This window comes from Aquamicrobium defluvii (genome assembly GCF_004363725.1).
Taxonomy (GTDB): domain Bacteria; phylum Pseudomonadota; class Alphaproteobacteria; order Rhizobiales; family Rhizobiaceae; genus Mesorhizobium; species Mesorhizobium defluvii.
In genome coordinates this window covers 32573-45737 of record NZ_SNZF01000009.1, presented here as the reverse complement: position 1 = coordinate 45737, position 13165 = coordinate 32573, and the positions used below count along the sequence as shown (strand labels likewise).

Here is a 13165-nt window from a genome sequence, read left to right as displayed (position 1 = left end):
CCGCCCTTTCCAATCCGGTGCGGAGACTTCTTAGAAGTCCATGCCGCCCATGCCGCCCATGCCGCCGGGCATTGCCGGAGCAGCAGCTTCCTTCTTCGGAGCGTCGGCGATCATGGCCTCGGTGGTGACCAGCAGGCCGGCAACCGAAGCGGCGTCCTGCAGGGCGGTGCGAACGACCTTGACCGGGTCGACGATGCCGAGCTGGATCAGATCGCCATACTCGTCGGTGGCTGCGTTGTAGCCGTAGGTCGCGCTCTTGTTCTCGAGGATCTTGCCGACGATGATCGAGGCTTCGGCGCCCGCATTGTTGGCGATCTGGCGAGCCGGAGCCTGAAGGGCGCGGCGAACGATGGCGATGCCGGCGGCCTGGTCGGCGTTGGCGCCTTCGGCCTTGATCGCCTGGGTGGCGCGCAGCAGGGCGACGCCGCCGCCGGGGACGATGCCTTCCTCAACCGCAGCGCGGGTGGCGTTCAGGGCGTCGTCAACGCGATCCTTCTTCTCCTTGACCTCGACCTCGGTGGAGCCGCCGACGCGGATGACGGCAACGCCGCCGGCCAGCTTGGCCAGACGCTCCTGGAGCTTCTCGCGGTCGTAGTCGGAGGTGGTCTCCTCGATCTGGGCCTTGATCTGGCCAACGCGGCCCTGAATCTCGGCCTTCTTGCCGGCGCCGTCGACGATGGTGGTGTTTTCCTTCTCGATGCGGACCTTCTTGGCGCGGCCGAGCATGTTGATGCCGACGTTCTCAAGCTTGATGCCGAGGTCTTCGGAGATGACCTGACCGCCGGTGAGGATGGCGATGTCTTCCAGCATCGCCTTGCGACGGTCGCCGAAGCCCGGGGCCTTGACCGCAGCGATCTTCAGGCCGCCGCGCAGCTTGTTGACCACCAGCGTGGCCAGAGCCTCGCCTTCGACGTCCTCGGCGATGATGAGCAGCGGCTTGGAGGTCTGAACGACAGCCTCGAGAACCGGCAGCATGGCCTGGAGGTTGGAGAGCTTCTTCTCGTGAAGCAGGATGTAGGCATCCTCGAGCTCGGCAACCATCTTGTCGGGGTTGGTGATGAAGTAGGGCGACAGGTAGCCGCGGTCGAACTGCATGCCTTCGACGACTTCCAGCTCGGTCTCGGCGGTCTTGGCTTCCTCGACGGTGATGACACCCTCGTTGCCGACCTTCTGCATGGCCTCGGCGATCATCTCGCCGATTTCCTTCTCGCCGTTGGCCGAGATGGTGCCGACCTGAGCGACTTCCTCGGAAGTCTTGATCTTCTTGGCCTTCTTGACGAGGTCGGCGACGATTTCGGTCACGGCCAGATCGATGCCGCGCTTCAGGTCCATCGGGTTCATGCCGGCGGCAACGGCCTTATGGCCTTCCTGAACGATGGCCTGCGCCAGAACGGTCGCGGTGGTGGTGCCGTCACCGGCCTTGTCGTTGGTCTTGGAAGCGACTTCGCGAACGAGCTGGGCGCCCATGTTCTCGAACTTGTCTTCGAGTTCGATTTCCTTGGCGACGGAAACGCCGTCCTTGGTGATGCGCGGCGCGCCGAACGACTTGTCGATGACGACGTTGCGGCCCTTGGGACCGAGGGTGACCTTCACCGCGTCGGCGAGGATGTTGACACCACGCAGCATGCGCTCGCGGGCATCACGGGAGAACTTTACGTCTTTGGCAGCCATTGCTTACTCCTGGGCCTGTGGCCCGAAATTCGGATTGCAGTGATTGTTTGAGAATGGGACCGGCAGGATCAGCCGATGATGCCCATGATGTCGGATTCCTTCATGATCAGAAGGTCTTCGCCATTGAGCTTGACTTCGGTGCCCGACCACTTGCCGAACAGGACGCGATCGCCGGCCTTGACGTCGAGGGCAACGAGCTTGCCGCTTTCGTCGCGGGCGCCTGAGCCCACAGCCACGATTTCGCCTTCCTGCGGCTTTTCCTTGGCGGTGTCGGGGATGATGATGCCGCCAGCCGTCTTCTCTTCGGACTCGACCCGGCGAACGACCACGCGGTCATGAAGCGGGCGGAACTTCGTCTTTGCCATTTGATTTCCTCGGTCACAATGATGAGAAAGAATTCCCTCCGTCCGGCGCTGCCGGACCTGTTAGCACTCCGTAAGGCAGAGTGCTAACGAGGCATGAGATAATCAGCCCCCTGCACCGTGTCAAGGAGGGAGGACCGTTTCATGTTCGGGCCGGAAAATAACGTCTGGTCTAGCTGGCGAGAATCATCGCCCAGTATCGCCATTCGGGCCGGTCGGGGTGGCTTGCCCAGGCAAGGCCGAAGCGATTGAAACGGGCGTCCAGCATATTGCGGCGATGCGGAGGCGAATTCATCCACATATCGATGGCGCGCGCGGCGTCCATGCGGCCTTCCGCGATGTTTTCAGCCGCCGCGCCCCCGATGCCGTTGCCTTTCACCCTTGCAGTGAAACTTTTGCCGATCCCGGTCGTATGGTTCATCTTGCCCGATGCCGCCATGTAATGGGCCTGCTGGAGCGCGGCCTGCTCGAGCTGGCGATCGGCTGACAGCATGGACAATCCCTGGGCCTTGCGGATTTCAGCCATGGAACGGCTTGCAGAGGCCGTGGCACCGCCGCCGGCGCCCTGCCGGGGCAGGGAACCGCATCCGGCCAGTCCCGCCAGCGCCAGCGCGCCCGCGCCGGTGATGAGATTTCGGCGCGTGGGGCAGGGAAGTCTGGGGGCGGAAAAAGCGGAACGGGACATGCTCATGGTGCCTGATAGGCTTCTGATCGTGGCTTTTAGCGGGCAATGGGCAAAATTCGGTCCGGATGCCGCCTCGTGCCCCGCAGGCTTTGATGGGAATTGCCCATTTGCCAGCCGCAGCGCACGGCACACTGAACCTGACCGTCCTGCGTTGCTGCGATCAGGGACGTGCCGATATTGTCCGGACGGCCATGGCGATGCCGGTGTCCGGCCATTGGACATGGCATCTGTGTCGTAAACCGCCGAGGTGCTGTCAAGCGATGCGTTGACTGTTCCAAAACAACGCAACAGGCCCGGAGCGTTGCAGCATCCGGGCCTTGCTTCATCGATGACGATCAGCTTGTGATACGCAGGTTGGACAGCTCGTCGGCGATTTCGCGGAACGCGTTCGACAGATCGTTGCCGGAAGCATTCCAGAACAGCTTGGCCGGTTTGGACGGATCGTCCGGATCGCGCCGGTTGCGCGAGTCGGAGGAGCAATTCTTCAAGCCGGCGATCTGATCCCGCACCTTGGAATCCTTCTTTGCCTCGGCTTCGAGGTCGAGCCCCACAGTCATGATCATTACGCCCGAGGATTTGGCGTTCTGGCACAGGACCTGAAGCTTGTCGTTCATGGCCTTCGAATAGTTTTCGTTCGTGTACAACGTCTTGTTGAAGCTGCTGCTCAGGCCCAGGAACAGGCGGCCATAATCATACGGTTTACTGTAGGGAAGGAGGAACCCGTAATCGCCGTAAATCGATCTGACGCTGTTGTTGTCGACGGCGGCGGAGGTCGATCCGTTGAGCCTGCGGACGCTGTTTGGTGTGTAGTAGGTGTTCGCGCCATCGGTCAGCACGATCACCACCTTGTCGTTACCGCGGTCCGTCTCGGGCCTTCCTTCGGTGAAAGGCTCTCCGCTGGAGAGCACGCGCCAGCCCCATGCAAGGCCGCTGCCCACGCTGGTGCCGCCGAGCGGTTCCATGGCGGAGATGGCATCCTTGATCTGCTTCATGCCGGCTGAATTGGTGACGTCGACCAGAGGCGTGATCGGCTGGGTGGTGCAGTTGGCGTTGGGTCCGTTACCCTGTCCCATCTTGTGCGAGCCATAGGGCGCAACATAGCCATATTGCGTGCCGGCCGTATTGCGCATGTCGAAGTACTTGCGCATATCGTGCGGTGCGCGATTGCTGTTGCTGTTGTTTTTTTCCGATGGATCCCAGAACAGCGTGTTTTTCGACGAATCCGAACTGCTGACGATTTTCGTGATCCAGTCGTTATAACCGCTGCTGGAATCGTCGGGATAGAACATCGGAACAAACAGCGTTGCAGGGTTTCCTTCGCGCGGACGTTCGTCGGTGAGGTCGTAGGGATGCGGCCTCTGCTCAACGCAACCTTCCCACTCCGCATAGGGCAGCGTCTCCTTCCTGGCGCTGTCCTTATAGTATTTCAGCTCGTTGAAGAGGCTGAAGCGGGTAACGATCTGGTTTTCCTGCTCTTTCCAGTCACTGCCGCTTTTGATGTAAACGTCGTCCTTCCTGACTATTTTCCGGTTCGTCCAGCTGAACGTGAAAGACGACCAGTTAAAATTCTCATGATGGATGGGCGACACTCCCCGCGTATCCATCCAGGACGAATCCTTGTTGGATTTGCCGACATTGACCGAGGAGGCGAAAGGTATCACCGCGAACTGGATGGGCTTTTCCAGCTGCCTCACGCTGTCAGCCTGATTGACCATCGTGGTGATCAGCTCGTCAGCGGCCTTTTTCAGCAGCTCCATGCGCGTCAGGGGTGAACCGCTGCCCTTTTCCTTCATCGAACCGGAGTTATCGAGCACCAGTGCGACTTCCAGCGTGTTCTTCAGGCGCACCTCGGAGCAGGTCCTGAAGTCGAAGTCATGAGATTCCCTGCCCATAAGCATCGCTGAAACGGGCAGGAAATAGGGTGAATAGTTCAGAGTGGCGCACATCTCCATGGTGCCGCCGCCGACCACCTGGCTCGGAAGCCGGACGCTGAGACTGCTCCTGGCGGGAGACACATGGCGCAGATTGGCGAAATAGAAGTCGTTCGCGTAGGCGATTGCCTGTGCGTCGGTTATTCCTGTCTGAAGTTCGCGGGCCGTGGCGATGTTGGCCGTATCGAGCGCGTTTTGCGTGTCGAGCCGTTGACGCGACATTTCTGAGTAGTCGACGGCAAGCGCCACCGCACCCATCAAAGGCGCCATGATCAGGCCCGTAATCATGGCATAGTTGCCGCGCCTGTCGGACAGGAATTTCTGCAACATCTGGCTATAGCCCCCGCTGCCAAATCAACGTATCGGGATGACCATCGCAGAAACGGTTAAATTTCGCGTTTGCAGAATCGACCAAAAATGAAGCCGGTTTTTCAGGCGGCATTAACCAGTCATGCCGGCGCCGTAACAGGAATGCTGATGACAGCACGCGGCGCATCGGCTAATCCGGGCGCTCGAAGCCATCACCCGACGATCTCCCAAGCCACGGACGTGCCAGCCGACATGACGGTTCCATTTCCCATCATTTCCTCGCTCGAAGTCATATCGGGCCGCTACGCCGCGCTGCTTTGCGATGTATGGGGCGTGGTTCACAACGGCGTCGAGCACTTTCCGCAAGCCGCCGCGGCGCTTGCGGCCGCGCGTGCACGCGGCGTGGCGGTCGTGATGATCACCAATTCGCCGCGGCTGGGAGCGGACGTCGCCACGCAGATGCGGGCCATCGGAGTTCCGGAGGGAACTTATGACAGGCTGGTCAGCTCCGGCGATGTCACCCGGGATCTGATCGCTGAAGCCCCCCGCCGGATTTTCCATATAGGACCGGATCGGGACACCAATATCTATGACGGCCTCGACGTCGAACTGGTGGAGGATTTCGAGGCGCAGGCCGTGGTCTGCACCGGGCCGTTCGACGACGAAACCGAGACCCCGGAAGATTACCATGAACTGCTCGTGCGGCTGCGTTCACGCAACCTGCCGTTCATCTGTGCCAACCCGGACATCGTGGTGGAGCGCGGCGACAGGCTGATCTGGTGCGCAGGCGCGATCGCGCGTGACTATGGACAGATGGGCGGGCGTACGCTGATTGCCGGAAAACCCCATGCGCCGATCTACAAGGCGGCGCTGCGGGCTGCCGCCGAGGTTGCCGGGCGCGATCTTGAGCGCGGCGAGGTTCTTGCGATCGGCGACGGCATGATGACCGACATCAAGGGCGCGGCCGACAATGGCATCGATGCGCTTTACATTTCCGGGGGCATCCACGCCCGCGATTATGGCGACCCGCTCGCACCCGACCCGCGCAAGCTTAAGGAATTTCTGGAAAAGCATGGCTACGCCCCGGTGGCGGTCATGCCCCGGCTGCAATAGGGCCTGCACATGCTTGCGCGTATTGCCGGAGATGTGCCGCTGCCCGCCCACCTGCGCGGCGGCGTTGTGGCGATCGGAAACTTCGATGGCGTTCACCGGGGGCATCAGGCCGTGCTCGAACGTGCGCTTCAGGAAGCGCAAAAGCGCGGTGTTCCGGCGCTCGTTCTTACATTCCATCCCCATCCCCGGAAGTTTTTTCGCCCGCAGGTGCCGCTGTTCGTCCTGACGCCATCGCAAATGAAGGCGAAGCTGCTGGACAGGCTCGGCTTCGCAGCAGTGGTCGAGCAGGAATTCACATCCGGATTTTCCACCAAGTCGGCAGAGGATTTCGTTGCATCGATCCTCCGGGACAATCTCGGCATTTGTCACGCCGTGACCGGCTTCAATTTCCATTTCGGCAAAAACCGCCAGGGCGGGCCGGCTTTCCTGATGGATGCCGGCGAGAGATATGGGTTTGGAGTGACGCTGGTCGATGCGTTCCGCGATGAAGGCGCGCAAATCATATCGTCGAGCCGCATTCGCGAATTGCTGGCGCAGGGCGACGTGGAGCAGGCAGCCGGGCTGCTCGGCTATCGCTTTACCGTATGCGGAAAAGTCATCGACGGACAGAAGCTCGGTCGAACGCTGGGCTTTCCCACCGCGAACATGTGCCTGCCGTCAGAGGTCGAACTGCGCGAGGGCATTTATGCCGTGAGATTTCGCCGCGCCGACGGAAGTCTGCATGACGGTGTCGCCAGTTTCGGCCGCCGTCCGACCGTTGACGACAACGGGGCGCCGCTGCTCGAAACATTCGTGTTCGATTTCTCGGGCAATCTCTATGGAGAGGTCTGTGAAGTTTCGTTCTTCAGCTATCTGCGCGGTGAAGAAAAATTCGACGGTCTCGAATCGCTCGTCGCGCAGATGAAGCGCGACGAGCAGGAGGCCAGGGCGGTTCTGGCAGCTGTACGGCCGCTATCGGAGCTCGACGCGGCCATAAGCTTCTGAGCTTGCCGCTACTTCTTGATGGCTAGACCGAAGGCGATGAAGGCCCAGCCCTGGAAGATCAGGTCAACGGCCAGGAACAGGCCAAGCACCCACAGGCTGTTCACCGGCCAGCCGAAGGCAATGACCAGACCTGCAAGGATGGTGACCACACCGGCGGTGACGATCCAGCCGGAACCCTTCTGTTCCCAGTTCTGATAGCCGACCCAGGCGCGCAAAGCTCCCGATGCGACCAGCGAAACCGCCAGCAGGAAGGTAAGTGCGGCGGAGGCAAGGACGGGATTGTAGAAGGCGAAGATGCCGGCCAGCGCGTAGAGCAGACCGCTGGCGAGCCACAGGAAGAACCGGCCCCAGGTTTTCACGCCAAAGGCATGTATGATCTCCACAATGCCCGAAAACAGCATCAGCCAGCCGACGACATAGACCGATGCCACCGTCGCGACAAACAGGTTGGCGAACGCGATGCCGCCGAGAATGAGGAGCAGCACGCCAAGCGCCACGAACCATCCCCATTTGCCGCGAACCTCGTCGGTAATCTCGTTAAGTGTCTTGCTTTCCAAACTCATGGTAACTCTCCTGATTGAGAACCCGTCCGTGCCGGTAAGCTAGTGTAGCCGATGCATAGCGTCCAGCGTGTTGTGTCATTATAAGGTCGGGAATTTAAAGCAAATTTTACCAAACTTCGCGCAACAGTTGTCTCAACTCCCATATGTATTGCGTTGACGGTGAGACATGCGTGCGTTGAAATCCACATCCGCCCTGGCGGTTTTGATCGCTTTCGGCATTCCCGCAACTGCCATGGCAGGGGAAGGCATCCGCGGATGGCTCTCCGGCGACTGGTACCTGACGGTCGGGGCGACCATCCTGACCGCACCCGACTTCGAGGGCAGCAAGAAATACATGCTCAGCGCCACGCCGATTATTTCGCTGGGCAAGGCCGGGAATCCGGTGCGCTTTTCCTCGCGCAACGACAATATCTCGCTGGCGCTGGTCGATCAGGGTGACCTGCGGGCCGGTGTCGCCGGAAAATTCCTGTGGAAGCGCGACAATGACGAGGATGCCATTCGCGGACTGGATCCGATACGCTGGGGCGGCGAGATTGGCGGCTTCTTCGAATTCTATCCGCTGGACTGGGTGCGTATGCGCGCAGAAGTGCGTCAGGGGGTCCGTGCCCACAAGGGCGTCGTTGCCGATATCGCGGTCGATGCATTTCACGATGTGACACCGGAAGTGCGCATCTCGGGCGGGCCGCGCGCATCCTTCGCGTCCTCGAAATATTTCGACGCCTATTATGGCGTCAGCGCGGATGAGCACGACAGAACGGGTATCAGCGAATACGATCCGGGCGGCGGAGTCCGTTCGCTCGGCATAGGTGGCGCGGTAACATGGAAGGTGTCCGATCCTGTCACCACCAGCGTCTTCGGTGAATACTCACGTCTCATGGGACCGGCGGCCGATTCCAGCATCGTGCGCGAGCGCGGTTCCCGCAATCAGTTCACGATGGGTGTTTCGGCCACCTATCGCTTCGACTTTACGATGTAGCGGCTTTATTCCTGGCCGTTCATGAGTTAGAAGCGCGGCCATGACACGCCAGCCGCGCCAGGTCGCGTTCGCGATACGAATTACCAGCCCGGTGTTCCGGGCAGGGTGAGGTGAAACTTGCCTGCCGGAGCCGCCGGGAACTGTGGCGCGCGCAACCCGCGCATTTTCCAGAAGAAATTGTGAATTTCAGCCCCGGAGTCCATTACGACCGGGCAACCGATATGGCGAACCGATGACCGATACAGTCGATACGATCGATTATTCCAGGACACTCTATCTGCCGCGGACGAATTTCCCGATGCGCGGCGGACTGCCCGAGAAGGAGCCGCAGATCGTGGCCCGCTGGCAGGAAATGGACCTTTACAGGCTGCTGCGCGAGGATGCCGCCGGCCGGCCGAAATATGTGCTGCATGACGGCCCGCCCTACGCCAACGGCACCATCCACATCGGCCACGCGCTGAACAAGATCCTCAAGGACGTCATCACCCGCTCGTTCCAGATGCGTGGCTACGATTCCAACTATGTTCCGGGCTGGGACTGCCACGGCCTGCCGATCGAATGGAAGATCGAGGAGAAATACCGCGCCGCCGGCAAGAACAAGGACGAGGTGCCGATCAACGAGTTCCGGCAGGAATGCCGCGAGTTCGCTCAAGCATGGATCGACGTGCAGACGCAGGAGTTCCTGCGACTCGGCGTCATCGGCGACTTCAAGAAGCCCTATACGACGATGAATTTCCACGCCGAGGCGCGCATAGCCGGCGAGCTGCTGAAATTCGCCATGTCAGGCCAGCTCTATCGCGGCTCCAAGCCGGTGATGTGGTCCGTGGTCGAGCGCACCGCGCTGGCCGAGGCCGAGGTCGAGTATCAGGATTATGAGAGCGACACGATCTGGGTGAAATTCCCGGTGATTGCGGCAGCGGGGGTTGGCGGCGAAACAGGCGATAAGAAGCTGGCTAAACTCATGGGGACCTCTGTCGTCATCTGGACGACCACGCCATGGACTATCCCCGGAAACCGCGCGGTTTCATATTCACCGCGTGTGGCCTACGGCCTCTATGAGGTCACGACGGCAGAGAATGACTTTGGTCCGCAGCCTGGCGAAAAACTAATTTTCGCTGACGCGTTAGCCGAGGAATGCTTTGCCAAAGCGAAGCTTGGATACAAACGACTTCACGATGTTTCCGCAGACGAATTGTATGAGCTTGAGCTCTCCCACCCGCTTCGCGGGCTTGGTGGTGGGTATGAATTCACCGTTCCGATGATTCCCGGCGACCACGTCACCGACGATGCCGGTACGGGCTTCGTGCATACCGCGCCGGGGCACGGCCGCGAGGACTTCGATGCATGGATGGACGCGGCGCGCGACTTGGCTGCGCGCGGCATCGACACCGCCATCCCCTTCGCGGTTGACGATGCCGGCTTCTTCACCAGGGATGCGCCGGGCTTCGGGCCGGACCGCGAAGGTGGGGCTGCGCGCGTCATCGACGACAACGGCAAGAAGGGCGATGCCAACAAGGCCGTGATCGAGGCACTGATCGCCAAGAACATGCTGTTCGCGCGCGGGCGGCTCAAGCACTCCTATCCGCATTCGTGGCGTTCGAAGAAGCCGGTGATCTTCCGCAACACGCCGCAATGGTTTGTCTATATGGACAAGGACCTCGGCGACGATACCACGCTGCGCTCAAGGGCTCTGGCTGCCATCGACGCCACGCGCTTCGTGCCGGCGGCAGGGCAGACTCGCCTGCGCGCCATGATCGAGGACCGGCCCGACTGGGTGCTTTCGCGCCAGCGCGCATGGGGCGTGCCGATCTGCGTGTTCGCCGACGAAGACGGCAATATCCTGAAGGACGAGGCCGTCAACGCCCGCATTCTCGAAGCCTTCGAGAGGGAAGGGGCCGATGCCTGGTTCGCAGAAGGCGCACGCGAGCGCTTCCTCGGCCCGCGCGCCAACGAGCCATGGCGGATGGTGACCGACATTCTCGATGTCTGGTTCGATTCCGGCTCCACCCACACCTTCACGCTGGAGGACCGCCCCGACCTCAAATGGCCGGCCGACGTGTATCTGGAGGGTTCGGACCAGCATCGCGGCTGGTTCCATTCCTCGCTGCTGGAAAGCTGCGGCACGCGGGGCAGGGCGCCATACGACACGGTCGTCACCCATGGCTTCACCATGGATGAGGACGGCCGCAAGATGTCGAAGTCGCTCGGCAATGTCGTCGTTCCGCAGGAGGTGATGGCGAAGTCGGGCGCCGACATCCTGCGCCTGTGGGTGATGACGACCGACTACTGGGAAGACCAGCGGCTCGGCAAGAACGTGCTGCAAACCAACATCGATGCCTATCGCAAGCTGCGCAACACGGTCCGCTGGATGCTGGGCACGCTTGCCCATGACGAGGGCGAGGACGTGCCGCTGGCCGAGATGCCGGAACTGGAACGGCTGATGCTGCACCGGCTCGCCGAACTCGATGAGGTCGTGCGCTCCGGCTACGACGGCTTCGAGTTCAAGCGAATCACCCGCGCGCTGCTCGACTTCATGGTGGTCGAACTGTCAGCCTTCTATTTCGATATCCGCAAGGATTCGCTCTATTGCGATGCGCCTTCCAGCCCGAAGCGGAAGGCGGCCGTGCAGGTTGTGCGCCATCTGTTCGACTGTCTGGTGACGTGGCTGGCTCCTATGCTGCCATTCACCATGGAAGAGGCGTGGGGCGAACGCTATCCGCAGGCGCGTTCGGTGCATCTTGCACAGTTCCCGGAAATTCCGGCTGGCTGGCGCGACGATGAACTGGCCGCCAAATGGCGCAAGGTGCGGCAGGTGCGCAGCGTCATCACCGGTGCGCTCGAACTGGAGCGGGCCAACAAGACGATCGGTTCGTCGCTGGAGGCGGTCCCCGTCGTCTATGTAACCGACGAAGCGCTTCGGCAGGTTGTGCGCGACATCGACCTTGCGGAGATCAGCATCACCAGCGATCTGGTGGTTTCGGGTGAAGACGCGCCTGCCGGTGCTTTCACCTTGCGCGAGGTTCCCCGTGTCGCAGTGGTGATCGAAAAGGCCGTCGACCGGAATTTGCGCAAATGCGCGCGTTCCTGGCGCTATACGGACGATGTCGGCAGCGATTCCGCGTTCCCGGATGTGTCGGCGCGGGATGCCAGCGTGCTGCGGGAACTGCAGGCGCTCGGGCGTATCTGATCGTGGCACAGGGCAGCGCGTAGCCGCTACGCGTTGCCCTCGCATCAAGGTTAAGGTAAAGACCACGGTTCCGGCCGACAAATTGTCGCCGGATTTACCATTACAAGGGCATGTTGGAATTCCGACAATGTCCGGCCGGCATCAATCAGGGGGCCGCTCTAAGTGAGTTTTTTCGGCATGACTGACAAAAACCGTGGCCGCGCGGCGTTGCTGGCTTCGCTTTCCGCTTCCGGTCTCCTGCTCGCCGGCTGTGTCTCGTCGCCGACCTACGGCACCGACAAGACAGCCACGGAGCAGCTTGCGACGGACCTGAGCAGCGCGCTGACCTTTGCGCCCCCGAAGCGCGAGCAGATCGACTACAAGCCGCGTCCCGAGCTCGTGAAGCCCGCCGCCGGTCAGAAGGGCAATCTGCCGGCGCCGCAGGACAGCGTCGTTCAGACGGCCAGCGGACAGTGGCCGGAATCGCCCGAGCAGCGGCGGGCCCGCATCCGTGCGAATGCAACCGCCAATCAGGACAATCGCTTCTACGAGCCGGAGATCATCGATGACCTGCCGTCACAGGCCGCATCTGCCTCCGTGCCTGTCGCGTCGGACAAGTTCGACGTTCGCGAGAATGCCAATGCGCATGTGACGAAGCGCGCCGATGTGCAGAAGCGGCTTGCCCAGTCCCGTCAGGGCAATCCCACCACGCGTCGCTATCTGAGCGAGCCGCCGCTGGATTACCGCGTGGCATCCAACACCGCCCCGCAGGACGAACTGGGCGAGGACGAATATGTCAAGGAACGCCGCCTGAAGCGGGCCGCCTCCAAGAAGGGCGGCATGTTCGACTGGCTGCCCTGGTAGCGGTTTCGTTCAGGATACGGCAGTTTAGCGTCGTGTCCTGAAGAATTCCTTCAACAAGGACGACGCTTCGGATTCTGCCAGTCCCGAATAGATGTCGGGCGTATGATGGCATGTCGGTTGCGAGAAGAACCGCACGCCCGACACGACCGCTCCTCCCTTCTCATCGGTTGCGCCGAAATACAGCCTGCGCAACCGCGCAAAGGAGATCGCCGCCGCGCACATGGTGCAGGGCTCAAGCGTCACATAGAGATCGCAGCCGCACAGCCGCTCGGCCGTCAGATTCGCCGCTGCCTCGCGAATGACGAGCATCTCGGCATGGGCTGTGGGATCGGAGCATTCGCGGGTACGATTGCCGGCGGCGGCTATGACAGCGCCCTCGCAAACGAGCACCGCACCGATCGGTACCTCACCGCGCTTTTGCGCTTCCTGTGCCTGCTCAAGCGCAAGGCCCATGAAGTCCGTCCGCCTCATTCAAGCTGCTCTCCGATTATCCCCTCGCAAGCCGGGGTCTCTCCTGCTATCTAGCGCGCCAAACGAGCAA

11 protein-coding genes are annotated in these 13165 nt (G+C 61.3%); 5 read left to right on the top strand and 6 right to left on the bottom strand.

Annotated elements, in window-relative coordinates; translation table 11 throughout:
- Positions 1-30: 30 nt before the first annotated feature.
- The 4 genes from groL to DES43_RS08620 form a co-directional block, all read right to left on the bottom strand.
- Positions 31-1671 carry a chaperonin GroEL gene (groL, locus tag DES43_RS08635; protein ID WP_035026151.1) on the bottom strand — a complete coding sequence of 547 codons (1641 nt, stop codon included), beginning with the start codon at positions 1669-1671 and terminating at the stop codon, positions 31-33.
- A gap of 68 nt (positions 1672-1739) precedes the next feature.
- Positions 1740-2036: a co-chaperone GroES gene (groES, locus tag DES43_RS08630; protein ID WP_035026152.1), complete on the bottom strand. Its 297-nt coding sequence runs from the start codon at positions 2034-2036 to the stop codon at positions 1740-1742.
- A gap of 169 nt (positions 2037-2205) precedes the next feature.
- Positions 2206-2718, bottom strand: coding sequence for a CAP domain-containing protein (locus DES43_RS08625; protein WP_342585383.1), 513 nt, complete (start codon positions 2716-2718; stop codon positions 2206-2208).
- 335 nt (positions 2719-3053) lie between these two features.
- A complete protein-coding gene (locus DES43_RS08620; RefSeq protein ID WP_035026156.1) occupies positions 3054-4979 on the bottom strand; it encodes a TadE/TadG family type IV pilus assembly protein in 1926 nt (641 codons plus the stop codon).
- Positions 4980-5210: 231 nt separating this feature from the next.
- Here DES43_RS08620 and DES43_RS08615 point away from each other — a divergent pair, with 231 nt between their 5' ends.
- Both DES43_RS08615 and DES43_RS08610 read left to right on the top strand, forming a co-directional pair.
- The gene (locus DES43_RS08615) at positions 5211-6071 is read left to right on the top strand and encodes a TIGR01459 family HAD-type hydrolase (protein WP_035026158.1); all 861 of its coding nucleotides are present in this window, start codon (positions 5211-5213) and stop codon (positions 6069-6071) included.
- Positions 6072-6080: 9 nt separating this feature from the next.
- Positions 6081-7055 carry a bifunctional riboflavin kinase/FAD synthetase gene (locus DES43_RS08610; RefSeq protein ID WP_035026161.1) on the top strand — a complete coding sequence of 325 codons (975 nt, stop codon included), beginning with the start codon at positions 6081-6083 and terminating at the stop codon, positions 7053-7055.
- 8 nt (positions 7056-7063) lie between these two features.
- On the opposite strand, the gene DES43_RS08605 is transcribed toward DES43_RS08610, so the two are convergent.
- Positions 7064-7618, bottom strand: coding sequence for an HdeD family acid-resistance protein (locus tag DES43_RS08605; RefSeq protein WP_035026163.1), 555 nt, complete (start codon positions 7616-7618; stop codon positions 7064-7066).
- A gap of 166 nt (positions 7619-7784) precedes the next feature.
- Between DES43_RS08605 and DES43_RS08600 the strand changes: the two genes are divergently transcribed.
- From DES43_RS08600 to DES43_RS08590, 3 genes are all read left to right on the top strand, one after another.
- Positions 7785-8594 (top strand): MipA/OmpV family protein, encoded by an 810-nt coding sequence (locus tag DES43_RS08600; protein WP_035026165.1) that lies wholly within the window; start codon positions 7785-7787, stop codon positions 8592-8594.
- A gap of 232 nt (positions 8595-8826) precedes the next feature.
- Entirely contained in the window at positions 8827-11781 is a 2955-nt protein-coding gene (ileS, locus tag DES43_RS08595) for an isoleucine--tRNA ligase (RefSeq protein ID WP_035026167.1), read from the top strand.
- A 177-nt stretch (positions 11782-11958) separates the two neighbouring features.
- Entirely contained in the window at positions 11959-12624 is a 666-nt protein-coding gene (locus DES43_RS08590; RefSeq protein WP_035026236.1) for a hypothetical protein, read from the top strand.
- Between the two features lie 24 nt (positions 12625-12648).
- Here the strand turns inward: DES43_RS08590 and DES43_RS08585 are convergent, their stop codons facing one another.
- Positions 12649-13095, bottom strand: a complete 447-nt coding sequence (locus DES43_RS08585; RefSeq protein WP_035026169.1) for a nucleoside deaminase — start codon at positions 13093-13095, stop codon at positions 12649-12651.
- Positions 13096-13165: the final 70 nt, after the last annotated feature.

What these genes read in the sequence shown, in the direction of transcription:
- groES (WP_035026152.1), bottom strand. Translation starts at nt 2,036, where the DNA reads ATGGCAAAGACGAAGTTCCGCCCGCTTCATGACCGCGTGGTCGTTCGC.
- DES43_RS08615 (WP_035026158.1), top strand. Translation starts at nt 5,211, where the DNA reads ATGACGGTTCCATTTCCCATCATTTCCTCGCTCGAAGTCATATCGGGC.
- DES43_RS08620 (WP_035026156.1), bottom strand. Translation starts at nt 4,979, where the DNA reads ATGTTGCAGAAATTCCTGTCCGACAGGCGCGGCAACTATGCCATGATT.
- DES43_RS08585 (WP_035026169.1), bottom strand. Translation starts at nt 13,095, where the DNA reads ATGAGGCGGACGGACTTCATGGGCCTTGCGCTTGAGCAGGCACAGGAA.
- groL (WP_035026151.1), bottom strand. Translation starts at nt 1,671, where the DNA reads ATGGCTGCCAAAGACGTAAAGTTCTCCCGTGATGCCCGCGAGCGCATG.
- DES43_RS08600 (WP_035026165.1), top strand. Translation starts at nt 7,785, where the DNA reads ATGCGTGCGTTGAAATCCACATCCGCCCTGGCGGTTTTGATCGCTTTC.
- ileS (WP_035026167.1), top strand. Translation starts at nt 8,827, where the DNA reads ATGACCGATACAGTCGATACGATCGATTATTCCAGGACACTCTATCTG.
- DES43_RS08610 (WP_035026161.1), top strand. Translation starts at nt 6,081, where the DNA reads ATGCTTGCGCGTATTGCCGGAGATGTGCCGCTGCCCGCCCACCTGCGC.
- DES43_RS08590 (WP_035026236.1), top strand. Translation starts at nt 11,959, where the DNA reads ATGACTGACAAAAACCGTGGCCGCGCGGCGTTGCTGGCTTCGCTTTCC.
- DES43_RS08605 (WP_035026163.1), bottom strand. Translation starts at nt 7,618, where the DNA reads ATGAGTTTGGAAAGCAAGACACTTAACGAGATTACCGACGAGGTTCGC.
- DES43_RS08625 (WP_342585383.1), bottom strand. Translation starts at nt 2,718, where the DNA reads ATGTCCCGTTCCGCTTTTTCCGCCCCCAGACTTCCCTGCCCCACGCGC.